This is a genomic window from Gordonia sp. N1V, from assembly GCF_029269935.1.
GTDB lineage: Bacteria > Actinomycetota > Actinomycetes > Mycobacteriales > Mycobacteriaceae > Gordonia > Gordonia polyisoprenivorans.
The window spans coordinates 94,858-119,569 of record NZ_JARJDD010000007.1; the positions used below are offsets into that span (position 1 = coordinate 94,858).

Here is a 24,712-nt window from a genome sequence, read left to right on the forward strand (position 1 = left end):
ATCCCTGTCGATTGATCATCAGTCGTTACCGACTCGTCGATCGGCGGTAGAGCAGCAACGACACCGGCACGCACACCGCGAGGATCACCAGGCTCGCGCCGATCGAGTACCCCAGGGCGTGGTCGGCGACCCAACCGGAGGGCGTCGGGAAGTCCGGTGGCGCACTGTTGCCGAACTTCTCGCGTGCCATCGTCGCCACCGCGGTCACCGGATTCCATTCGGCGATCGCGCGCAGCGGCCCCGGCAGGCTTTGCGCGGAGATGAACGCACTCGAGAGGAATGTCACCGGGAACATCCACAGGAACCCGATGCTCTGGGCCACTTCCACATTCGGTGCCGCCAAACCGCTGACCGCACCGATCCAGGCCATCGCCAGGGCGAACAATGCGATCACGGCAAAGGCGATCACCGCGTCGCCGGCGCTGCCGCGGACCCGCCAGCCGATGGCCAGACCACTGGCCACCATGACCGCGAGACCGATGGCGCCGAGCAGCATGTCCGAACCGACGCGTGCGGCGATCACCCCGATGCGTGACATCGGCAGCGACCGAAGACGATCGACGATACCCCCGGACATGTCGCCGGCGAGACCGACGGTGGTGAAGGCGGCGTTGAACACGACGGTCTGGGTGAAGATGCCTGCCATCAGGAACTCCCGGTAGGGGGCTCCGCCGAGGGTGGCGCCGAAGACATAGGCGAAGAGCACCACGAACATCAACGGCTGGACGGTCGCCGAGAGCAGCAGGGTCGGGATGCGTTTGACGGTCAGCAGATTTCGTTCCACCAGGACGGCGGTGTCAGCGAACATCGCTGGGCTCCAATCGTTGTGGGTCCCCACCCGTCGGCGGGTCGGCGGCGACGCGACCGGTCAGCCGGAGGAAGACATCATCGAGGGTGGGGGTGGTCACCGAGGCGTCGACGATCTCGATCCCGAACTCGCCGCAGATGCGCACTGCGGCAACGGCACTGCGCGTTCCGCCGGCGACCGGCACCGACCAGCGCACGTCGTCGATCCGCTCGGGCATGCCGAGACCGACCTCGGCCAGCGTGGTCGCGATGACCTCGGTGGCGGTGCCGCTGCCACGATCGTGCCGATCGTGATGCGGGGCGACCTCGACGGTGAGTATCGCCGGCGCGGTGGTCTCCTTGAGCTCTGTCGCGGTGCCCTGCGCGCGGATCGTGCCGTGATCGATCACGGTGATCTGATCGGCGAGTTCGTCGGCCTCCTCGAGGTACTGGGTGGTCAGCAACACCGTCGTCCCGGTGGCGACCTGCTCACCGATGACCTCCCAGATCTGGCGCCGGCCACGGGGATCGAGACCGGTGGTGGGCTCGTCGAGGATGATCAGCTTCGGGTCGTTGATGAGCGCGCCTGCCAGGTCGAGGCGTCGTCGCATGCCGCCGGAGTAGGTGCGCATCGGCCGATCGGCCGATGCGTCGAGATCCAGATCGTTGATCAGAGCGCGTGCCCGCTCGCTCGCGTCACGTCGCGAGTGTCCGTACAGCTGGGCGACCATGCGCAGGTTCTCGAAACCGGTGAGCGTTCCGTCGACGGCGGCGTACTGGCCCGACACCCCGATGATGTCGCGGACGGCACCCGGGTCGGCGAGCGCGTCGAGACCGCACACCTTCACCGAACCGGCATCCGGGCGCATCAGTGTGGCGACGGCGCGGACGGTCGTTGTCTTGCCCGCCCCGTTGGGTCCGAGCAACGCGTGGACCGTCCCGGCGGGCACCGTCAGATCCAGACCGTCGAGTGCGCGCACCTTACGTCCGCGGCCGAACGGCCCGGAGCTGAAGGTCTTTGTCACACCGGTCAATTCCAGTGCGGGAGCCGAGCCGGTGGCGGGGAGGCGCTCGGTGATCGGGTCGGTCGCGCCGGGGCGCGAGGTACTGAGGTCGGGGTCGAATCCGCCGGCCATACTATGCCGTCCCATCCTGGTTCCTCCCGGTTCGGTGGGCGTCGGGCGCCTCACCCATCGCGGCGATCAGGCTCGCCGGCCGCATGTCATGCCAGTTGTCCTCGACGTAGGCCAGGCAGGCGTCGTGTCCGTCGGGCCCGTACACCTGCTGCCATCCCTGCGGGATCGGCGCGAAGTCCGGCCACAGCGAATGCTGGTTCTCGTGGTTGACCAGGACGGAGAAGACCCCGTCGGTGTTGTCGAACGGGTTGGTCATCGTGATGCTCCCATCTCGTGTGATTCGTGTGGACTCTCGATCGATACCGGGTGGCGCCCGCGTCAGGCCTGCGCGATGGCGCGGGCGAACCCGGGTACGTTCTCGCCCTGCAACATTCGGGCGTGCGAGCAGTTCAGGCGGATCTCGTGGACGTGGCCGCGCAGCGCGCGGGTCCAACCGGCGATGGCCGGCGGCCCCGGCGGCGTGTCCGCGGTCGCGGAGACGAACACCGCATCACCGTCGTACCGGCGTGGATGCCAGTTCTCGGCGAGTCGCGACGCATCGACGAACACCCGGTGCACCGCGGCGAACTCGTCGACGTCGAGCGAGGCCAGCGGTCCGCCCGCGGCCACGACCGCCTCCCACGCACGTTCGATGGTCAGCTCGCCGGAATGCCGGGGCCGGATGCCGAATTCGGCGAGCAGTGCACCGAGATCCGGGGTGGTGTCCAGATCGGGACGTTGTGCGACGACGAAGGCGTCGAGCACCATCAGCTGGCCCACCTTCTCACCGGACTCGGTGAGTTGCACGGCCATCTCGTGGGCGATGAGACCGCCCAGCGACCAGCCGAGCAGATGATACGGGCCGTCCGGGTGGATCGTCCGGATCTGCTCTACGTAGTGAGCTGCCAACTCGCCCACCGTGTTCGGCGACACGCCGCCGCTCAGCGCCGGGTGTTGCAGACCGTACACCGGGCGGTCGGCGGGCAGATGGGCCAGCAGCGAAGAGAAGCTCCACGACAGGCCGATCGCCGGATGGATGACGAACAGCGGGGCCGGGCCGTCGGTGGTGCGTCGACGCCGCAACGGCAACACCGTCGCCATCGCTGACGGTGCGTGGTCGTCGGACTCGGGGCTGCAGACGCCGGCAGGCGTTGTGCTCGCGGAATCGCCCAGTACGGCAGCGAGTTCCGCGGGCGTCGGCGCCGCGAACAGGTCGTTGACCCGGATGTCGCGACCCGTCGCCGAGGAGAGACGGGCGCTCACCTCCGTCGCCGACAATGAGTTGCCGCCGAGGTCGAAGAACCCGTCGTCGGCGTGCACCGCGGACGGTGCGATCCCCAGTATGTCGGCAAAGGTCGACGCGACAAGGGTTTCCGTGCCGGGCCTGGGTGCGCGACCGGCTTCGGCAACGCGTGCGGGTTGCGGCAGCGCCGCGCGATCGAGTTTGCCGACCGGTGTCAGCGGGATCTCGTCGAGAACGGTGATACTCGCCGGGACCATGTGTCGTGGCAACCGGTTCGCGACCTGCCGGGTCAATGCTGCCGTGTCGATCGTGGCGCCGTCGGCCGCGCGGACGTACGAATGCAGGCCGGCCGGGGCCGCCGATCCCTCCTCGGCCGCGTCGTCCTCCACCAGCACGGTGACGGCGAAATCGACTGTCGGATCATCACACAGGGCGTCGTCGATCTCACCCAGTTCGACGCGGAAGCCGCGCAACTGCACCTGGTTGTCCGATCGGCCGACGTAGCGCAGACGTCCGAGCTCGTCCCGCGCGACCAGATCGCCGGTGCGGTACATGCGGGCGCCGGCCCAGTCCGGGCCCGCGAGCATCGGGACCGGTAGATACCGCTGCGCGGTCAGCGCGGGCCTGCGGTGATATCCGCGGGTCACCTGATCACCGAGCAGATACAGCTCACCGATCACCCCGGTCGGTACCGGATGCAGACGTGGGTCCAGGACCAGTGCGGCGACACCGTTGTTGGGTGTGCCGATGGTCAGCGCGCCGATCTCGTTCGGATCGGCGTGCGCCACAAGCGGTTCACTGCCGGTGACGATGATCGTCGTCTCGGTGGGACCGTACACGTTGAGCACGGTCCGATCGGGTGCCCAGCGACGGACCAGGTCGGGGCCGTAGGCCTCACCGCCGATGGCCAGGTGCGACAGTGTCGGAACCGACGCCGGATCCATACTCGCCACCGCAGCGGGCGTGATGAACGCGTGGCTGACGCGGTGCCGGTCGATGAACTCGGCCAATGCCGTTCCGCCGTAGAGGTCCGGCGGCACGATCACCAGTGCAGCAGATCCCGATGCCGCCAGCAGGAATTCCAGTACCGAGGCATCGAAACTCGGGGAGGCGAAATGCAGTACCCGGGAGTCGGCGCCGGGCGCCATGCGGGTGTGCAGTTCGTCGTGCACCGCGCGCAGTCCGGAATGCGGCACCAGCACGCCCTTGGGTCGCCCGGTCGATCCCGATGTGTAGATGACGTAGGCCAGGGCGTCGGTGCGGTGCACCGGGATACGCTCGCGGTCGCTGATCGGTGTGGGTGCGCTGCGGCCGAGTCGCGACCGGGTTGCAGTCGAGTCGACGACCACCGTGGGCACGGTGTCGCCGATACGCTCGGCGACATCGGAACGGGTGAGCACCAGCACGGCACCGGAATCGGCGAGCATGTGGGCGATCCGGTCGGCTGGGTACGTCGGGTCGATCGGCACATAGGCGGCGCCCGAACGCACGATCGCCCAGATCGCGACGAGTGCGTCGATCGAGCGCGGGATCGCCATCGCGACCACCGGTTCGGTGTCGCCGAGGTCGCGTCCCAGGATCACCCGGGCGAGCCGATTGGCGCGGGCGTCCAACTCGGCGTAGGTGAGGGATTCCTCGGTGCCGTCGGCATTCTCGGCGACCGCGGCGCAGCCGTCCGGATTGCGACGGACCGCCTCGTCGAACAGCGTGCCGAGGGTGAGCGGCGGTGCCGATTCGGGGCCGCGTGCCGGGCTGATGTCGGCGACCTCGAGCGGATCGGTGATCCGCACATCGCCGATCGGGCGGTCGGCGTGGGTGATCATCGCCCGCACGACCCGCAACAGACGAGTTGCGAGGATCTCGGTGTCGGCGTGGCCATAACGGGTCCGATCGAAGGTCACCTCGAGCATCGCGCCGGGCGCCGAGGAGCTCGGCGCGGTGCGGGCGGCGAGTCCGGTCACGGTGAACTGGAGATCGAACTTCGCTGCGGCAGCGCCGACGTCGAGGATCTCGCCGGTGAGCTCGTCGGACAGCGGCCACGCCGTCCCCAGGAGCCCGTCACCGAAATCGTGGACCGACAGCGCGATCTGGAACAGCGGATGCCGACCGGGGCTGCGGTCGGGGTTCACGGCCTCGACGACCTCGTCGAAGGGGGTGTCGCGGCGATCGAGGGCCGACAGATCGGCATCACGAACTCGCTCGAGCACCTCCGAGATCGTGTCGTCGGGCCTTACCCGGGTTCGCAGCGCGAGGGTGTTGACGAACATTCCGACCATGCCGGTGCAGTCCAGGGCGGGGCCGTCGTCGTTGGGGCCGGACCGATTGGCGACCGGGCTGCCGATCACCAGGTCGTCGCCGACGCCGAGTCGGTGCAGCAGGATCGCCAGCGCGGTGTGCAGCACGGTGAAACCGGTGGTGGCGTTCTCCCGGGCCCAGGCGACGAGATCGCTGCGCAGGGCATCGTCGATCGGTACCGCAACGGTGCCCGCCCGACCGGCGCCGGCCTCATCGGCTGTTGCCGCACGGGTGGCCGGCACGGCGGTCTCGGTGGGCGAATCGGCGTGTAGCTCGGTCCAATACGCGAGATCGTCGCCCTCGAGCGCTGCCGCGCGGATCGCGTAGTCGCGGTAGTCGACGTCGGGTTCGGCCCAGGCGTCGGTACGGCCGGCGAGACGCTCGGCGTAGGCGGCGGCGAGGTCGGCGGCCAGGATGGGCAGCGACGCGCCGTCGGCGGCGATGTGGTGGATCACCAGCAGGAGTACATGAGTGCCGTTCTCGTCGCTGTTTCCGGGGTCCGGCGACTGCGCCAGCAGATGCGCCCGGATCGGGGCCTGCGACACCGGATCGATGGGCTGGGCGAGTCGCTCGGCGATCGCTGCGGGCAGCTCGTCGACGGTCTGTACGGCGAGATCGCCGATCACCGCGTGGCTGTGCTCCAGGACCACCCCGTGCGGTGCGGAGTTGAGCGCGGGGAACACGGTCCGCAGGGAGACGTGCTTGGCCACCAGGTCGGTGAGCGCCCCGCGCAGCGCGTCGAGGTCGACGCGGCCGTCGAGCCGGATGGCGAGCGGGATGAGGTAGTCCGTCGACGCCGGGTTGGCGCGCGCGATCGACCACAGTCCGCGCTGAACCGGTGCCGGGGGCACCTGTACGGGACGGGACACCGCGGGCCGTTCGACCTTCTCGGATACCGGGACGGGTTGTGCGGCAGCGGGATGCACCAGCGTCGCGAGATCGCCGATCCGCGGGTGATCGAAAAGATCACGGACCCGCAGCGCCGTACCGCCGTGGTGCCGGTTGAGGCGGCTGATGACGGTGGTGGCCTGCAAGGAGGTTCCGCCGAGACCGAAGAAGTCGGCGTCGGCGTCGACCTCGGCGGGGTCGATGTCGAGTACCCCGGCGATGGTCTCGGCGACGAGCGCGAGGGGAGAGCGGGTGTCCGGGGCGGCGGTCGCGGGTTCGTCGGCGGCTGCCGCAGCCGTGCGCTCCAGGGCGAGCAGGGCTTTGCGGTCGAGTTTGCCGTTGGGGGTCAACGGGATCTCGTCGATCACGATCACCGCGGCCGGCACCATGTGCGACGGGAGCGTGCGCGATACGAAGGCGCGCAGGTCGGCTGGGGTGGAGGCAGCGGAGTCGACCGCGCAGGAGTCGACTGCGGCGAGCCGGACGTATCCGAGTAGTGCCGCATCGGCGCCGCTGCCACCGACCGCGGCAGCGGCGAACTCGACGGCAGGATGCGCCGCGAGCGCCGCACCCACCTCGTCGAGTTCGATGCGGAATCCCCGTACCTTGACCTGGTTGTCGCTGCGGCCGCGGAAGATCAGCGAGCCGTCGAGCCGCTGGTGCACGACGTCGCCGGTGCGGTACATCGGCGTGCCGGCGCGCACCCCGGGCAGGTCGGGGGCGGCGATGAAGCGTGTGGCGGTCAGGGCGCTGCGGTGCAGATAGCCGCGGGCGACTCCCGGCGAGATCAGATACAACTCGCCCGGGCAGTCGTCGGGAACCGGACGCAGACGGTGGTCCAGGACGAGTGCGGTGGTACCGGCCACCGGTGTGCCGATGGTGATCTCGGCGCCCGGCTGCAGCGGTGCCGACATGGTGGCGACGATGGTGGTCTCGGTCGGTCCGTAGCAGTTGATCATGCGGCGGCCGGGAGCCCAGAGTGATACCTGCTCGGCGGTGGTTGCTTCGCCGCCGACGGCCAGCGTCACCAGGTCCGGCAGCTCACGGTGACCGGCGGTGGCCAGAGCGGCCGGGGTGATGAACGCGTGTGTGATCTTTTGGGCGGCAAGGAAGTCCACCAGCTCGTCACCGCCGACGATGTCGGTGGGCGCGATCACCATGGTTGCACCGGCGTCGACGGCCAGCAACAGTTCGAGCATCGACGCGTCGAAGCTCGGGGAGGCGAAATGCAAGGTGCGAGCACCGGATTCGACTCCGTACCGGTCGCGCTGCGACGAGCTGAAGGCGGCGAGGCCGGCGTGCGTGACGATGACGCCCTTGGGTGTGCCGGTTGAGCCGGAGGTGTAGATGACGTAAGCGGCGCTGTCGGGGTGTCGGTCGGCGCTCGATTCGGCGAGCGCCGCGGCCCGCAGTTCCTCTTCCGGGGTCCGCGGGGAGGCCGAGCGCAGTGGCCACGCATCGAGGGACACGGTGTCGACCCACCACACCAGATGTGGCAGGGTGCCCAGCCGGGTGTCGGAGGTGATCCCCAGCAGCGCACCGGAATCGGTGAGCATGTGGGCGATCCGCTCGTCGGGATGGCGCGGATCGATCGGGAGCACCGCGCCCCCGGTCAGCGCGACGGCCCAGGTCGCCGTCACCGAGTCCAGTGATCGGGGTAGGGCGACGGCGACGACGTCGTCGGTGCCGATGCCGAGGTCGCGCAGGTGCGCGGCCCACCGTTCGGCGCGTGTGAGGAGCTCACGATAGGTCAGCGCAGCGGTTCCGTCGTCGACGGCGACGGCGTCGGGGTACTCGGCGGCAGCGGTCTCCAGGAACTCGGCGAGGTGGCGCGGGGGCGGGGGCTCGTGGTCGGGGGTCCGCACCTGGACGGTACGGGTGGGCAGCACGTCGTCGAGGGGCCGATCGGGATCGTCGAGGACGGCATGCGCCAGCGCCACCAGATCGCGGGCGACCGACTCCACCCGGGTACGCGAATAGACGTCGGTGGCATAGGTGCAGACCAGTGTGTCCGAACGCAGCCGGATCTCGAGATCGAAACGGGCCGAGCCGGTCTCGACCTCCTCGGCCGACACCTCGAGCCCCGGCAGTTGCGGCAGTGGTAGCTCGGTGGCGCCGTCGCGCATCGACGCGTCGGCGGCCAGCGCGATCGAGAACAACGGATGACGGCCGGTGCGCGGCGGGTTGATCCGGGCCACGAGGTACTCGAAGGGCATGTCGGCGTGCACGAGTGCATCGAGATCACGATCGCGCACCTCATCGAGCAACCGGCCGAAACTCTGCTGCCCGTCGACCGGGGTGCGCAGCACCACCGAGTTGACGAACATCCCCACGATGTCGGCGAGCCGGGGATCGGTGCGGCCCGACACCGGTGTGCCGATCACGACGTCGGAAACGGCGCCGTCGATCTGCACCTCGGGCCGCGCGTCGTGATGCCGCAGCGTCGCGGCCAGCAAGGTGTGCAGGAGCGTGAACTCGGTGACGTGGTCACCGGCGAGGTCGCGCAGCCGGTCACGGATGTCGCGGCCGAAGTCGACGCGGACGACACCGGCGGCATCCGGGGTGGAGTCCTGCCGATCGCCGGCCGAATCATTTTGTGCAGGTGCGGCATCCGGGGCGAGGACCGGGGTGTGATCCATCCCCGAGAGGGTGTCCTCCCACCAGTCGGCGAGCGTCGCGAGGCGACTGTCCCGGTCGTCGATCCGGCGCGGGTGGACGACCGCGCCGGGATCGACGCCGAGACCCCGGGCCTGCCACCGCAGATGATCGCGGTAGCCAACCCGGAGAGGCGGTTGCGACGATGATCGACCGTCGCGAATCCGCGCATAGGCGCCGGCGATGTCGTTCGCGAGCGGCGCCATCGACCAGCCGTCGGCAGCAATGTGGTGCACGACGACGGTCAGCTTGTGATGATCGGAGTCGCCTGCAGGCGACTCGATCCGGTGCAATACGACCCGCAGCGGGGTGTCGCGGGTCAGATCGAACGGTTGCCGGGCCAACGCGCGGGCCGCCTGCGGCCACAGCTCGGCGGTGGTGTGCTCGAGCGCGAGATCGACGGCGGCGTCGTCGGTGTCGAGAACCCGCAGCTCGGGCCGTCCGTCGATGTCGGGATAGATGGTGCGCAGCGGTTCGTGACGATCGACCGCGTGGCGCAACGCTTCCCGGAGCGCGTCCACGTCGAGGTCGCCGCGCAGATCGAGGGCGAAGGCGATCGTGTACGAGGCGGTGTCGGCGTCGGGATCGTCGGCGCCGAGTCGATTCAGGAACCACAGTTGCTGCTGTGCCGGGCCGGGAACGACGGGACCGTCGTCGTCGGACTGCGGGTCGGATGCCGGAACCGATGTCGGGTCGTCCTCGCGGACCTCGCCCGCAAGCCGCGCCAGACCGGCGACGGTGGGATGGGCGAAGACCTCACGGACCTCGATGCGACGACCGCCGAGTTGTTCCAGCGCGCCGGCCAGGTGGGTGGCCAGCAGCGAGTTGCCGCCGAGTTCGAAGAAGTCGTGGTCACGACCCACGCTCGCCGGGTCGAGCTGTAACCGCTCGGCGATCACCTGTGCCACCATGCGTTCGGCGGCGTTGGCGGGAGCGACGTATTCGCCGGTGTCCGAACCGATCTCACCGACCTTCAGTGCGGTGACGGTGTCGGGGTCGGCGAGCGCGCGGCGGTCGATCTTGCCGATCGGGGTGGTCGGGATCGCCGACAGCGCCACGATGCTGCGCGGAAGCATGTGTGCGGGAAGGTGATCGCGGATGCGGTCGGAGACACCTGCCAGCGTCGACGCGGGATCGACGTCGCCGTCGAGCGTGACGAAGGCGACGATGCTCGCGCTCTCGCCCGCGCCGCTGGTGACGGTGACCGCGGAGGCGACGGCGTCGTCGGCGGTCAGCACTGCGTCGATCTCGCCGAGTTCGATACGGTGCCCACGGATCTTGGTCTGATCGTCGGTACGCCCACGGAACTCCAGCTCGTGTTCGGAGGTCCACCGCACCAGATCGCCGGTGCGGTACATCCGGTCGCCGGGTGCGCCGAAGGGGTTGGCGATGAAGCGCTTCGAGGTCAACGGCCGAATACCGTGATAGCCGCGGGCGAGGTGCGGTCCGGCGATGTACAACTCGCCGACCGTGCCGGGCGCGACCGGTTGCAACCGCTCGTCGAGGACCAGCGCGGCGATCCCCCGGATGGGCCGGCCGATGGTGATGGTCGAGTCCACCGGCGTGATGTCCTCCGACACGGTGGCCACCACCGTCGTCTCGGTCGGTCCGTACGCGTTGAACAGCGCCGGGCCGCGCGACCACTCGCGAACCGCCTCGGGATTCGGGTGTTCCCCACCGATCACCAGCGCGTGCAGATCCGGCACGTCGTCGGGACTCAGCGTGGACAGCAGGGACGGTGTGAGGAAGGCGTGGGTGATGGCCCGTTCGTTCATCAGCTCGGCCAGTTCGCGACCGCCGACGATTCCGGGCGGGGCGATGTGCATGGTTGCCGCCGCCGAGATCGCCATCAGCATCTCGAGAACCGAGGCGTCGAAGCTCGGTGAGGCGAGATGCAGTGTGCGTGACCGCGCGGTCAACCCGAAGTGCGCCACCTGATGTGCCGCGAAGTCGGCCAGCCCCCGGTGACTCACCACGACGCCCTTCGGGGTGCCGGTCGTTCCGGAGGTGTAGATCAGGTAGGCGGGGTGATCCACCGACAGCGGCGCGAGCCGCTCGTCGTCGGCGATGGGTGCATCGGAGTGGTCGCTCCAGCCGCCGGCCTCATCGAGGACGATGACGCGCCGATCACCGGCGACGCCGTTCACCATCGGCACCGACCCCGAATCGGTCAGCAGCAGAACCGCTTGCGAGTCGTCGATCATGTACGCGATCCGCTCGCTCGGATAGGTCGGGTCGACGGGCACCCATGCTGCTCCGGTCCGGGTGATCGCCCACACCGCGGTGATCGTGTCGACACCTCGGGGCATGGCGACCGCGACGAAGCGTTCGGGGCCCGCGCCGAGGTCGAGCAGTTCGCGTGCGAGCCGGTTGGCCCGACGGTCGAGCTCTCGATAGGTCACGGAGGTGGTCGTGTCGCGCACCGCGATGCGGTCCGGTTCGGCGCGCACGGCCTCGGCGAGGAGGTCGGTGAGGTGCTCGCCGGGACGTCCCGCCATCCCGACGGCGGGCACGAGGCCGAGACGCTCGGCGGGATCGAGGAGAGTGATGTCGCCGATGGGGCGCCCCGGGTCGGCCACGATCGCCTCGAGGATGCGGCGCAATCGGGTGGACAGCGAGGCAATGGTTGTCGCGTCGAACAGTGCGGTGGCATAACCGATCTCGACCGACATCCCGGCGGGTGTGCCGTCGGCGTCGTGTCGTTCGGTGAAGGTGAACTGCAGATCGAACTTGGTGTGCCCCACGTCGATCCGCGAGGCGGTGGCCGACAGATCGGCGAAGTCGAGGTCGATGGCGTCTGCGCTGTCCCGGCCACCACCGTGGCCGCCGGTGATCGCGTCCTCGAGAGCGACCGACACCGAGAAGAACGGATGATGGCCTGCGGCGCGGGTCGGATTGAGTTCGGTGACGATCCGGTCGAAGGGCAACTCGGCGTGGTCGAACGCGTCGAGATCGGCGGCACGGACGGCGTCGAGCAGGGCATCGAACCCCAGGTGCTTGTGTACGCGGGTGCGAAGCGGAATCGTGTTGACGAACATGCCGACGAGATGGTCGAGGTCGGCGTCGCCGCGTCCGCCGACCGGAGTGCCGATCACCAGATCGTCGTGGGTGGATCCGGTGCGCAGTAGGGCGGCCACGAGCGCGTGCAGCGCCATGAAGGTGCTCGCGCCGCGGGATTCGGCGACGGTGTGTAGGGCGGCGTGCGCATGAGGGGGCAGCCAGACGCTCGTGGTGGCGCCGCGCGAATCGTGTTCACGCGGGCGGGGGCGGTCGAGGGGAAGCTCGGTCTCGGCCGGCGCATCGGCCAGCGCGGCCCGCCAGAATTCGAGATCGTCTGCGGCGGAATCGCTTTCCATGGCCGCGTGCTTGGTGGCGCTGAATTGCGAATAGGACACCCGCAGCGGTGCCCACTCGGGGGCGCGCCCCGCGGCGCGACTGCGATACGCGGTCGCGAGGTCGTCGGCCAGCGGTGTCAGCGACCATCCGTCGGCGGCGATGTGATGGATGACGATCGTCAGTCGGTGATCGTCGGACCCGGCACGGACCAGGCGGGCTCGCAGGGGGATGTCGTGGGCGAGATCGAAGGGGGCGCCGGCGAATTCGAGATCGCTCACGGCCTTGTCGGTGTCGGTGACGGTCAGATCGATGTCGACGTCGGCGGCGTCGTGCACCTCGATGCACGCGGTGCCGTCGATCTCGACCACCGTGCTGCGCAGCGGTTCGTGGCGGGTGATGACGTCGACGAGCGCGGAATGCAGTGCGTCCACATCGAGTTCGCCGACGAGGCGCACCGAGAACGGGATGTGGTAGTTGGCTGATTCGGCGGAACCGAGCCGGTCGGTCAGCCACAGCCGATGCTGGGCGGGAGACAGCGGCACCGGGCCGCTGGGGGAGCGCCACCGAGTGGAGTCCGGTGCGGTATCGAGTGCCGTGTCGTCGACCATGGTGGCCAGTGCGCGCAGATCGGCGGAGTCGAAGATGTCGCGGATGCCGACGCGGCGGCCGGTGGCCCGGGTCAGTCGTGCCGCGACGCGGGTCGCCGACAACGAGTTGCCGCCGGCGTCGAAGAAGTTGTCCGACATCGACATCGACGAACGTCCGAGGACCTCGCCGACGGTGTCGGCGACGAGATGTTCGGTCGCGCCGACCGGCTCCACGTGCGCCTCGGAGCCCGCACGTTCGGGCACCGGCAGGGCACGACGATCCAGCTTCCCGTTGGCGGTGGTCGGCATGTGCTCGAGCAGCATGAGGGTGGTGGGCACCATGTGCGCCGGGAGCCGTTGCGCGAGTTCGCTTCGCAGGTCCCGGGAATCGAGGCGATCACCGCACAGGTATCCGACGAGCACCACGTCACCGTCGACGACGTCACCGCGCAACGCCACCGCGGCCGAGGACACACCGTCGAGCTGTGCCAGCACCGTTTCGATCTCGCCGAGCTCGACTCGCTGGCCGCGGATCTTGACCTGGGAGTCGCTGCGCCCCAGGTATTCCAGGGCGCCGTCGGTGCGACGGCGGACGAGGTCACCGGTGCGGTAGAGGCGCCCGCCGTCCGCGGTGGCGATGAACCGCGACGCCGTCAGATCCGCTCGGGCGGCGTATCCCCGGGCCAACTGCGGTCCGCCCAGATAGAGTTCGCCGATCGCGCCCACCGGCTGCGGGCACAGGCGATGATCGAGGACGATCGCGTCGGTGTTCCAGACGGGTGTGCCGATGGGGGTGACGGTCTCGTCGGCGCGGCAGTGGTCGTGGTGGGTGACGTCGATCGCGGCCTCGGTCGGGCCGTAGAGATTGTGGATCGGTGCGTCGGTGATGCGTGCGGTGGCGGCCACGGTGGCCGGGGTCAGCGCTTCGCCACTGGTGAGGATTCGACGCAGGCCGCTCAGGGTGCTGGTGGCGTTGTCGACCTCGGCGCCGAGGGTCTCGGCGAACGCCGCCAGCATGGAGGGGACGAAGTGCACGGTGGTGATCGCGTGGCGGTCGATGACCTCACGTAGATACCAGGGATCACGATGCCCGTCGGGGGTCGGTACGACCAACGCCGACCCGGAGATGAACGGCCAGAAGAACTCCCACACCGACACGTCGAAGGTGGCGGGGGTCTTTTGCAACACCCGGTCGCCGGGGGCGAGCCGGTAGCGATCCTGCGTCCAACGCAGGCGGTTGACCAGCGCGCGGTGGGTGATCGTCACGCCCTTGGGCATGCCGGTCGACCCGGAGGTGAACAACACATAGGCCGGCTGATCGGGCAGCGGACGCGACGGGCGGATCCCGGAATCGGTGGATGCGGTGGACAATTCGGGCACGGTGAGTGTGGCCGCGGCTGTGGGCAGCGCCGGTCCGTCGGAGTCCACGATGATCGCGGTGGGGGCCGCGGTGGCGACGATGTGGGCGAGTCGCTCGGCCGGTTCGGCCGGATCGATCGGCAGGAATGCGGCACCGGCCCGCAGCACCGCGTGCAACGCGACGACCTGTTCGACACTGCGTGGCAGTGCGACCCCGACCACCGACTCCGGTCCGATCCCGCGCGCCGTCAGTGCGTCGGCGAGTTGTTGTGCGCGTGCGGTGAAGTCGGCCAGATCGAGTTCGTCGCCGGAGGTGGCGTCGACGATCGCGGTGCCTCCCGAACGGGTGTGCCCGGTGTGGGTGCGGACCGCCTCGTCCAGCAGGTCGAGGACCGTGGCGTCGCCGAGATCGACCGGGTCGCCGTGCGATGCGGCGTCGATGCGCGACTGTTCGTCGATCCCGGGCAGCGGCAGTGAGGTGATCGGCAGGCCGGCGTCGGACCGGACGAACCGTTCGAGGAAGTCGATGATCCGACGGTGGTGGGTCTCGATTTCCTCGGGGGAGTACAGGTTCGGGTTCGCCTCGAGATCCAGCCGCATCCCACCGGTGAATCCGTCGTAGACGTTGATCGAGGCGTCTTCGACGGGTCCGGTCGACAGAACGTTCAATTCGCCTCGGAGAGTGGCGAAATCGATATGCTCGAAGAACAGCATCACGTTGACCATCGGGCCGAAGAAGCCGCGCCGTCCCGAGGGCGAGTCGAGCACCCGGCCGGTGATGTCCTCGTGGCGGAAACGCTGATGGCGCAACGCCGCCCGGACGTCGCCGTTGGTGGCGCGGATGAGATCGCCGATGCTGCGCGGGGCGTCGTCGGCGGTCAGCTCGACGCGGATCGGGAGCACGTTGGACGTCAGACCCGCCGAGGTGCGCAACAGGTCGTTGTCGCGGCACGCCACCGGCAGCGAGGTCATCGCCTCGGTGCGGTTGTTGAGCTTGGCGAGGTAGGCCGAGACCGCGGCCGTGATGACTGACGCCACCTTCACCTGGTGACGTTCGGCGACTGCGCGGATGGTGGCGATCAGATCGGCGTCGAGGACTGCCGGGCGGACCACCGCCACCGGCGCGGCCGGCGCAGATCCGGTGGACAGCGAGGTGATCTCCGCGGGGGCACCTGACTCGTCGTGTAGGCGCGAATCCCAATACTGCAGGGCGGAAGCGAAATTCGGTGACTCACGCCAATCGCGGTCGAACTCGGCGACCTGCGCCATCGTCGCGGTGTGCGCGGGCGGAACATCAGAGCCGGTGGCCAGCGCGGTGTAATGCGCCGCGACGCGCAGCATCATGTACATCGCCGCGTAGCCGTCGAATGCCAGATGGTGACCCCAGCAGTACCAGATGCTGTGGCGGGGACCGAGTTCGAGCAGGTAGGTCTCGAGCAGCGGGTCGGAGAACAGGTCGGTCGGCTGTGAGCGGTGCTCGTCGATCCAGGCCAACGCGGCGGCCCGCGGATCGTCGGCGTCGGAGAAGTCGCGGCGGTGCAGCGGGATGGTGCGAGTGTGATCGACCCTTACCTGGGGTTCACCGTCTCCGGGTTCACCGGCGTTCACATCGCCCTCGGGGGAGACCAGGGTGATCAGACCGGACTCGGTCTCGATCGAGGTGGCGGCGACCGCACGGCACATCAGGTCGGCGTCGACGGCGTCGTGAAACTCGGCAAACGCGGCCACCGACATCGGCACCTCGGGTTCGAGGAGCTGCGCGTAGTAGATGCCGCGCTGTGCTGCGGTCATCGGGATGGCGCCATCGGTGTCGGTGAGCTCGATGGTCAGGTCGTCAACACTCATGAGGTGCCTCCTTGGCGTGGACCGGACTCGGTGCGGTGCCGGGTGTGGCTCAGCAGGGTCTTCGGACGGCAGATGGGCCCAGATGGGTTCGGATTGCCAGAAAACGTGTGTTCCCCGTCACTCCTGACGACCCCCGCGCCCCCGACGCGCCCGCGCCAGGCATTCCCCCCTCGCACGGCCGACGAAACCCCCGACTCGCGTTCCGCGGTAGGGGCGGCGACGCGGATTTGGTTCCCACCTGCGGTTTCACCTACACTGGACGGGTTGCCTGCGGTGCGTGAGCGCCGCGAATCGGCTCGTGAACCCACTGGGAAGGCCCGCTTACAGCGGAAAAGCCCAGGCAGGCGTGTGTCCGATGGCAACAGGCCGTGTGCGTCGGGTCGGAAATCCGGCGCACAGATACGCCAGATCCGCCCCAGTGGATTCGGCGTGTCGACGACATCCAGGTCAAGGAGAGAATCGAATGATTCAGCAGGAGTCTCGCCTGCGGGTCGCCGATAACACGGGAGCCAAGGAAATCTTGTGCATCCGCGTGCTGGGCGGCTCGTCGCGGCGCTACGCCGGCATCGGTGACACCATCGTCGCCACTGTCAAGGACGCCATCCCCGGTGGCAACATCAAGAAGGGCGAGGTCGTCAAGGCGGTCATCGTGCGCACCACCAAGGAGCGCCGTCGTCCGGACGGAAGCTACATCCGTTTCGACGAGAACGCCGCCGTCATCCTCAAGGGTGAGAGCGACCCCCGCGGTACCCGCATCTTCGGCCCGGTCGGCCGCGAGCTGCGTGAGAAGAAGTTCATGAAGATCGTGTCGCTGGCACCGGAGGTGATCTGACATGAAGGTGCACAAGGGTGACACCGTGATCGTCATCTCGGGCAAGGACAAGGGCGCCAAGGGCAAGGTCATCGAGGCCTACCCGCAGCGCGAGCGTGTCCTCGTCGAGGGCGTGAACCGCATCAAGAAGCACACCGCCGCCTCGGCCAACGAGCGTGGTGCTGCCTCGGGCGGCATCGTCACGCAGGAAGCCCCGATCCACGTGTCGAACGTGATGGTCGTGGATTCCGACGGCAACCCGACCCGCGTCGGCTATCGCGTCGACGAGGAGACCGGCAAGAAGGTCCGGATCTCGCGCAAGACCGGGAAGGACATCTGAGATGACCACCACTGAAAAGGTCCAGCCGCGGCTGAAGCAGCGCTACCGTGCCGAGATCAAGGACGCGCTGAACAAAGAATTCGACTACGCCAACGTCATGCAGATCCCCGGCGTGGTCAAGGTCGTGGTGAACATGGGTGTCGGCGACGCCGCCCGTGACGCCAAGCTCATCAACGGTGCGGTCGCCGACCTCGCGCTGATCACCGGTCAGAAGCCGGAGATCCGTCGCGCCCGCAAGTCCATCGCACAGTTCAAGCTGCGCGAGGGCATGCCGATCGGGGCCCGCGTGACCCTGCGCGGCGACCGGATGTGGGAGTTCCTCGACCGTCTCGTGTCGATCGCGCTGCCCCGTATCCGCGACTTCCGCGGTCTGAGCGACCGTCAGTTCGACGGCAACGGCAACTACACCTTCGGTCTCAACGAGCAGTCGATGTTCCACGAGATCAACATCGACAACATCGACCGGCCGCGCGGTATGGACATCACCGTCGTCACCTCGGCCACCACGGACGACGAAGGCCGCGCACTGCTTCGCGCGCTGGGCTTCCCGTTCAAGGACAACAACGCGAAGGACAACTGAGATGGCCAAGAAGGCTCTGATCAACAAGGCCAACAAGAAGCCCAAGTTCGCCGTGCGCGCCTACACCCGCTGCAACAAGTGCGGTCGCCCGCACTCGGTGTACCGCAAGTTCGGCCTGTGCCGCGTGTGCCTGCGCGAGATGGCACACGCCGGCGAGCTGCCGGGCGTGCAGAAGTCGAGCTGGTGACTTCCCGCCGGTGACATCACCGGCGCACAACACCTCACGACGACCCCGTCTCCCGCACCGGGAGGCGGGGTCGTCGTGCTCTCGCCGGCAGCGCTCTTCCTCTCCTTTGATCGGTGGTCGAGGTGTGAGGCGCGCCGGCGCCGAACCTCGAGACCTCTTGCACCGATGCTGGTTTCGTTCCGCCCCGCACCGCACGGGGCGCCCCTCGGCCACATCGAACCCCACTCAACCTCACTATGCACTCCTGCATAGAATGACCGCATGACGGTCACCGACAACGAGTCCCGCAGCACGTCTCTGTCCGAGGTGCTTCGCGCGTTCGACCCGGCACAGGAGTTCGCGATCCCGGCCGGCTGGACCCAGGGCCGCACCGCGTACGGCGGCCTGACCGCAGCACTCGCGGTCGTGGCCGCCCAACAGACCGACGGCGCGCCGTTACCTGCCCTGCGGGCCGCGCAGTTCGCGTTCACCGCACCGGCCACCGAGACGATGACCGTGCGGGCACGACGACTCCGCGAAGGCCGATCGGTGACAAGCGTTGCCGTGGAAACGCGCAGCGGCGATTCCGTTGCGGCACAATCGACCCTGATCTTCGCCGGAGCGCGTGACAGTTCCGTCGAGCACACCCTGATCCCTCGCCCCGACGTCGCCGGCCCGCAGGACTGCCCGAGCGTCGGCGGGCGGCCCGGGGCGCAGCCGAGCTTCACCGACCAATTCGAGCGACGCATTGCCGGCGGTGCGATACCGGTGACGAAAGCCGTGGAGCCCGAAGTGCTTTGGTGGATGCGTCACCGTGATGCGCAGGGTGTCGATCCGGCCGTGGCCCTCGTCGGGCTCGGTGACAGCCTGCCGCCTGCGGCGATGACGGCATTCTCCGACTGGGCGCCCATCAGTACCGTGATGTGGTCGGTCGACATCTGCGCCGACGAGGCCGTCGACCCCACCGGCTGGTTCTTGCTGCGGTCGACGAGTGCGGTGTCGCGCGGCGGTTACTCCTACCAGACGATGGAAGCCTGGGACGCCGACGGGCAACTGGTGATGACCGGCACCCAGACCGTCGCGATCTTCACCTGATCGGACGAACGTCGCAAACATCGTTGACCTGCTCTTGACCGTCACTTGCACCCAGACTTACTGGGGTGTTCTCACGGCTTGTCCTCAGCTTCGGCAAAGGTTTTCGCGATTGGGTGTGCTTCGGCTGTTATTGGTCGGCACGGTGCCGAGGAAGGGGCTGGAGAATGTCGATGGGGTTGGCAACGACGCGTCGTCGAGTGGCGGTGGCGGTTGCGGGGATCGGTATTGCGGGAGTGGTCGGGGCAGGCGGAGCCGGTATCGCCGGAGCCGCACCGACACCCCCGTCGCCGCCGAAGGCCTTCGGAACGACATGTTCGGTGATGCAGGTCGAACGGGCGCTCGCCGTCGAGGATCCGGCGCTGTGGCAGCAGATCAACTCGCATCCGCGGGCCAAGCGGCACTTCGAGGAGATGATCGTGCTGTCGCCTGCGCAGCGGAAAGCGCTGCGGGAGAAGAATCGTCACGCGCACCCGGTCCGCTCGACGGTGATGGCGTTTCTGCGTGATCACGGCATCGGCGCGCAGCAGCACACGATGACCCGTGACGCCATGGCGAAGGCCCTGCGCACCTGCAACAAGTTCTGAACCTGCTGCGGCAGAAGAACTCTGGTTGGTTCAGTGGGTGAGCGAGCGCACCGCCACCTGCACGGCGTCGAGATGATCGGCCATGGCCCGCTCGGCGGCCTGCCGGTCGCCGGAGCTGATGGCCTCGACGATGCGCTCGTGTTCCTCGTTCGATCGGCGCATGCGTCCGGTCGCCAGATTGAGTGTGGCCGACTGGGCAGTCAGTGAATTGCGGATGTTGACGAGCGCGTTCTGGAACACCCGGTTGCCGCTCGCTCGTGTGACCGCCAGGTGGAACTGTCCGTCGAGGGCGACCCAGTCGGTCTGATTCGACTCGGCCGCCATGGCCTGCGTCAATTCGGTGAGTTGACGCAGGTCCTCGGCGGAGCGCCGCTCGGCGGCCCACCCGGCGGCCGGGATCTCGATGTGCGGCCGCGCCTCCATGAGCTCCCGCGCGGTGTACTCGCCGACCTTCAGGTCGTGGGACGCCGTGCTGCTGACCACGAATGTTCCTCGGCCGGTGCGGGTTTCGGTGAGTCCGAGTGCAGTGCACGAGCGCAATGCCTCCCGGACGACCGATCGACTCACCGCGTAGCGCTCGCCGAGCGCGGCCTCGGACGGGAGGCGCTCACCGACGGGGAGGTCGCCACTCTCGATGGCCTGGCGCAGGTCGGTGAACACCGCTTCGGCCGCGCTGACCCGAGTCGTGACGGGTCGGCGGTCGGCCCAACTGCTGGTCATCTGGATGGTCCTCCGTCTTCGATCCGGTGTGTGTAGCGGTCGTACGTGTTGACGATAGCTCAGCTATGTATGACACTAGAGCTGTCAGACAGCCCGACAGCAGGATAGGTGAGACGTGACGATGGCCCAGGAGCGAGCCGAGACCGATCTTCTCGGTCGGCGCGAGGTGCCCGCCGAGGCGTACTGGGGTATCCATACCCTCCGGGCGGTGGAGAACTTCCCCGTCACCGGACGAACGATAGGCTCCAACGCCCATCTCGTCCGTGCGCTCGCCGCGGTGAAATGGTCGGCGGCACGCGCGAATGCCGATCTCGGCATCCTCGACGAGGAGCGGGCGAGTGCGATCTGCGCGGCCTGCGACGAGATCCTCGACGGCGGCTTTCATGATCAGTTCGTCGTCGACGTCATTCAGGGCGGCGCGGGTACCTCGACCAACATGAACGCCAACGAGGTCATCGCGAACCGGGCGTTGGAGATCCTCGGACACGGTCGCGGTGAGTACCGGCACCTGCACCCCAACGAGCACGTCAACGCCGGGCAATCCACCAACGACGTCTACCCGACCGCGGTCAACGTGGCGACCATCCGGGCAGTCGGTGAACTCGACGAGGCGATGTCGGTGCTGCAGCAGGCTTTTGCGCGCAAGGCCGCGGAGTTCTCCTCGGTCGTCAAGATGGGACGCACCCAGTTGCAGGATGCGGTGCCGATGACCCTCGGTCAGGAGTTCGGGGCGTTCGCGGTGATGATCGACGAGGATCGTCAACGTCTGCGTGAGGCGGCGACCCTGGTGCACGAGATCAATCTCGGTGCCACCGCGATCGGCACGGGTCTCAATGCCCCTGTCGGCTACGCGGACAAGGCCGTCGGCCATCTCCGCGACAAGACCGGCCTTGACCTGGTGAGTGCGCACGACCTCGTCGAGGCCACGCAGGATGTGGGTCAGTTCGTGCACCTGTCGGGGGTTCTCAAACGTGTCGCGGTGAAGCTGTCGAAGATCTGCAACGATCTGCGCTTGCTGTCGTCGGGGCCGCGGGCCGGACTCGGTGAGATCAACCTGCCGCCGGTCCAGGCGGGATCGTCGATCATGCCCGGCAAGGTGAACCCGGTGATACCCGAGGTGGTCTCGCAGGTCGCCTATGAGGTGATCGGCAACGACGTCACCATCACCATGGCCGCCGAATCGGGCCAGTTGCAGCTCAACGCCTTCGAGCCGATCATCGTGACCTGCCTGTCGGACGGGATGACCCACCTGAGCGCGGCATGCCGGACACTCGCCGCCAGGTGCGTCGACGGCATCACCGCCAACGAGGAGACGCTGCGGCATCGGGTCGAGAACTCGATCGGTCTGGTCACGGCGCTGAGCCCGTCGCTGGGTTACGTCGCCTCGACCGCAATCGCCCAGGAGGCGTTGCGTAGTGGGCGTACCGTCCTCGAGTTGGTTCTCGAGGCGGGCCTCCTCGAGCGCGGCGAGCTCGAACGACTGCTCAGCCCTTCGCATCTGGCCAATCTGCGTCCGGTGACCGCCGAGGGCGACAGCCCCCGCTGATGACCGGCGACGAGAACCCGGATGTCTCGGGGTTGTGGTGAGCAGACGGCAATGCCGCTCCCGCCGTGGGGGAGCGGCATCACCTCGCCGGAAAGTGGAGTCTCGCCGTCAGCCGAGGAGCCAGGCGTTGGGCGCGCACACGATCGGAACCGCCGGATCGAAGGCGTTGAGGACGATCGACACCGCGCGCGGTGAATAGCTCAACGACAGATGGTCCGAGGTGTCCTGTTCGCACCCGTTCTGCAGCACGATATTTCGCGTGTTCTTGGTGCCCGCGGGGAAGAAGGTCGACTGGTACGGCGTGGTGATCTCGTCGTACCGGCTGCCGATGATCGTGTACTTCACATCGCCGACGGCGTACACGCCGCCCTTGTTGAGATTCTTGATGAAGGGGGAGTCGTAGACCTGCTGGATGCCCGATGCGCCGACGCCCAGTGCGATCGGACCGAGCACGTCGATGCCGAGGTTGTTGATGGTGCGCCCCAGGGTGCCGATTCCGTCGAGTGAGGTGCCGTTGTTGGTGGCGCCCAAGGTGACGAGGTTGGCGACCTTGGAGGCGCCGCCGTCGTAGCGGATGTACTGACGCGCGGCGATGCCGCCCTGGGAATGGCCGACCATGTTCACCTTCGAGGCACCGGTGGTCGACAGCACCTTGGTGACGAAATCGCCGAGCTGCGTGCCGGATTGCGCGATGTCACCCGTGCCGAAGGCACCGGGAAGCAGTGCGCCCAACCCGCCGCCTTGCAGGGTCGGCAGGATGCCGTAGTTCAGCGCGTAGACGCAGTAGCCCGCGGACTTCAGGGCCGGCGACAGCATCGCCCAGTTGTTGTACGCGTTCTCCCACGTGCCGTGGACGAGGACGACCGGGTCCTGACCCTGTTTCGGTTTACATGACCAATCGTTGGCCCCCGGCGGCGCGATGTTGGGATTGGTCAGCCCGTACCCGAAGGCCGGCAGGAAGCTCTCCTGGCGCGGACCGTTGCCGGTCGGGGTGAACCACGAGCTGCGTCCCGCCAGAATCGTCTCTGCGACAACAGGTTTCTTGGCTCCCGCCGCGATGAAGTCGGCGAGCTGCTGTTGCTGGTCGGCTGCGGCGGCCGGGCCCGCGAGTGACAGCGCCACCCCCACGCCGGTGGCCACCGCGACCACGGTGGTGGCTATTCTGCGGGTCCACGCCCGTCGTGAAAATCGATGATGCGGCACTGCGATTTCCCCTTCCCACAAGTGACCGCCCCCTGTGGCGGCCGCTGCCGAGTGTCGTGCGTCACGTTGTGACGAGAACGTAAGTTACCACGCAGTAAGAGTACGTGTGTACTCCGATCCCGAAGGTGTCCGCTCTTTGCTACCTGAAAGTAGGTATCACGGATGCCGTGTGACTCGTCGGCGATGAAGGGCCGAAAAGCGTTCAGCGCCCGAGGAACCCGCCGAGCATGCCACCGACGCCCGCTTGTCCGCCGTCGCCGGTGCCGCCGACGAATCCGCCCGGCGGCAACTCCGAGGGCTGAACCACCACAAAGCCCTGCCCGGCGAACGCCAAGGTGAGTCGTTCGCCGGTGCTGCGCCCCATCAGGGTTCCGAGGTTGAACGAATCGTTGGACTTGATCGACGTGCGCAGGCTCGACGACCATGCGACCGCGGCGTTGGGGTCGGCGTAGGTGGCCGCGTCGACGGTGAGAACCACCGGCGTGCCGTCGGTGGTGATCGCGATGCGCCCGCGACCGGTGAAGACACAGTTGAACATTCCGGCGTTGCCGAGCGCGCCGGCCCCCTGCACGCGCGCGATGTCGTAGTGCAGCGTGGAGTCGAAGGCGAGCACGTTGGCGCCGTTGATGGTCAGGCCGTCGGTTCCGTCGAGGTCGATGAGGTGGACGTCGGCGGCGGCGTTGGCCAGGAACAGATCGCCGCGGCCGCTCACCTTCATCAGCGGCACGCCTTCGCCCGAGAGTGCCTGGCGCACCATGCGTCCGATGCCGCCGGAGCCGAGAGCCTCGAAGCTCAGATCGCCTTGGTAGGCGACCATCGACCCGGCCCGCGCCATCACCTCACCCGACAGGCCGATGCGACACATCTTGCTGCCCTGCTTCTGGATGCCCTGTCCGGAGACCTCGGAATGATCGGGGTTGAACAGATCGCTGTGCATGGGTGCTCCCTCGGGCTGCGGTCGGGGCGGAGGCGGACTGGCAGTGCGGCGGTGTGATGCGTCGGGTGGCCACGGTTGGGGATCGCGTACCGGAGGCGACTCGGGCACGGGTGCGTCGTCCTCGACATCGATGCCGAAAGCGGTTGCCAAACCCGCCAATCCGGCGTCGTATCCCTGTCCGACGGCGCGTACCTTCCAGGCATCACCGCGTCGATAGATCTCGACACAGACCACCGCCGCCTCGCTGGTGAGGCCGTCCGGCGAGAAGGCGATCGTCTCCTCGGCGGCTGCCCCGGCGGGTGCGATGGTCACCTCCAGGCGTCCCGCGGTCGCGAACGAGACGGGGCCGGTTCCGTCGAGGCTGGCCGCGATGGCCACGGTGACGATATCGGCGGGTAGTCGTGTGGTGTCGATGTCGAGCACGTCGGCACCACCGTCGGCGCGGTAGGAGATCCCGGGGCCGGTCGGTTGGTTGTAGAAGACGAAGTCGGCATCGGACCGAACCCGATGAGCCGACGTCAGCAACACCGCCGAGGTGTTCACCGGCGTCACCGAACGCACCGACACCGTCACTGTCGCCGATGGCAGCGCGGTGTTCTGTCCCGAGGCGAGGTGCCGCAT

Annotated in this window: 14 protein-coding genes; 7 read left to right on the forward strand and 7 right to left on the reverse strand. The window is 68.2% G+C overall.

Going from position 1 to position 24,712, the window contains the following annotated elements; genetic code table 11:
- Window positions 1-25 precede the first annotated feature (25 nt).
- The 4 genes from P3L18_RS11300 to P3L18_RS11315 form a co-directional block, all read right to left on the reverse strand.
- On the reverse strand, window positions 26-808 hold the full coding sequence (locus P3L18_RS11300) for an ABC transporter permease (RefSeq protein WP_020170462.1): 783 nt from the start codon (window positions 806-808) through the stop codon (window positions 26-28).
- A complete protein-coding gene (locus P3L18_RS11305) occupies window positions 798-1,922 on the reverse strand; it encodes an ATP-binding cassette domain-containing protein (protein WP_079930659.1) in 1,125 nt (374 codons plus the stop codon). Before P3L18_RS11305 ends, P3L18_RS11300 begins: the two co-directional genes overlap by 11 nt.
- Window position 1,923: 1 nt before the next feature.
- Complete coding sequence (locus P3L18_RS11310) at window positions 1,924-2,178, reverse strand: MbtH family protein (RefSeq protein WP_079930658.1); 255 nt, start codon at window positions 2,176-2,178, stop codon at window positions 1,924-1,926.
- Between the two features lie 62 nt (window positions 2,179-2,240).
- On the reverse strand, window positions 2,241-16,109 hold the full coding sequence (locus P3L18_RS11315; protein WP_276114106.1) for a non-ribosomal peptide synthetase: 13,869 nt from the start codon (window positions 16,107-16,109) through the stop codon (window positions 2,241-2,243).
- Between the two features lie 463 nt (window positions 16,110-16,572).
- On the opposite strand from P3L18_RS11315, the gene rplN reads away from it, so the two are divergent.
- From rplN to P3L18_RS11345, 6 genes are all read left to right on the forward strand, one after another.
- Entirely contained in the window at window positions 16,573-16,941 is a 369-nt protein-coding gene (rplN, locus tag P3L18_RS11320) for a 50S ribosomal protein L14 (protein ID WP_006370435.1), read from the forward strand.
- 1 nt (window position 16,942) lies between these two features.
- Window positions 16,943-17,260, forward strand: a complete 318-nt coding sequence (gene rplX / locus P3L18_RS11325; protein WP_006370434.1) for a 50S ribosomal protein L24 — start codon at window positions 16,943-16,945, stop codon at window positions 17,258-17,260.
- Window position 17,261: 1 nt separating this feature from the next.
- Entirely contained in the window at window positions 17,262-17,840 is a 579-nt protein-coding gene (gene rplE / locus P3L18_RS11330; RefSeq protein ID WP_006370433.1) for a 50S ribosomal protein L5, read from the forward strand.
- A gap of 1 nt (window position 17,841) precedes the next feature.
- Window positions 17,842-18,027: a type Z 30S ribosomal protein S14 gene (locus P3L18_RS11335; protein WP_006370432.1), complete on the forward strand. Its 186-nt coding sequence runs from the start codon at window positions 17,842-17,844 to the stop codon at window positions 18,025-18,027.
- Between the two features lie 261 nt (window positions 18,028-18,288).
- Window positions 18,289-19,101, forward strand: a complete 813-nt coding sequence (locus P3L18_RS11340; RefSeq protein ID WP_079930656.1) for a thioesterase family protein — start codon at window positions 18,289-18,291, stop codon at window positions 19,099-19,101.
- Between the two features lie 164 nt (window positions 19,102-19,265).
- Window positions 19,266-19,685, forward strand: a complete 420-nt coding sequence (locus P3L18_RS11345) for a hemophore-related protein (RefSeq protein ID WP_006370430.1) — start codon at window positions 19,266-19,268, stop codon at window positions 19,683-19,685.
- Window positions 19,686-19,715: 30 nt separating this feature from the next.
- On the opposite strand, the gene P3L18_RS11350 is transcribed toward P3L18_RS11345, so the two are convergent.
- A complete protein-coding gene (locus P3L18_RS11350; RefSeq protein WP_020170467.1) occupies window positions 19,716-20,405 on the reverse strand; it encodes a FadR/GntR family transcriptional regulator in 690 nt (229 codons plus the stop codon).
- Window positions 20,406-20,526: 121 nt separating this feature from the next.
- On the opposite strand from P3L18_RS11350, the gene P3L18_RS11355 reads away from it, so the two are divergent.
- Complete coding sequence (locus tag P3L18_RS11355; RefSeq protein WP_276114107.1) at window positions 20,527-21,951, forward strand: aspartate ammonia-lyase; 1,425 nt, start codon at window positions 20,527-20,529, stop codon at window positions 21,949-21,951.
- Window positions 21,952-22,059: 108 nt separating this feature from the next.
- Here the strand turns inward: P3L18_RS11355 and P3L18_RS11360 are convergent, their stop codons facing one another.
- Together P3L18_RS11360 and P3L18_RS11365 are read right to left on the reverse strand one after the other, a co-directional pair.
- On the reverse strand, window positions 22,060-23,154 hold the full coding sequence (locus P3L18_RS11360) for an alpha/beta fold hydrolase (protein WP_346348428.1): 1,095 nt from the start codon (window positions 23,152-23,154) through the stop codon (window positions 22,060-22,062).
- Between the two features lie 202 nt (window positions 23,155-23,356).
- Window positions 23,357-24,712, reverse strand: coding sequence for an AIM24 family protein (locus tag P3L18_RS11365; RefSeq protein WP_276114109.1), 1,356 nt, complete (start codon window positions 24,710-24,712; stop codon window positions 23,357-23,359).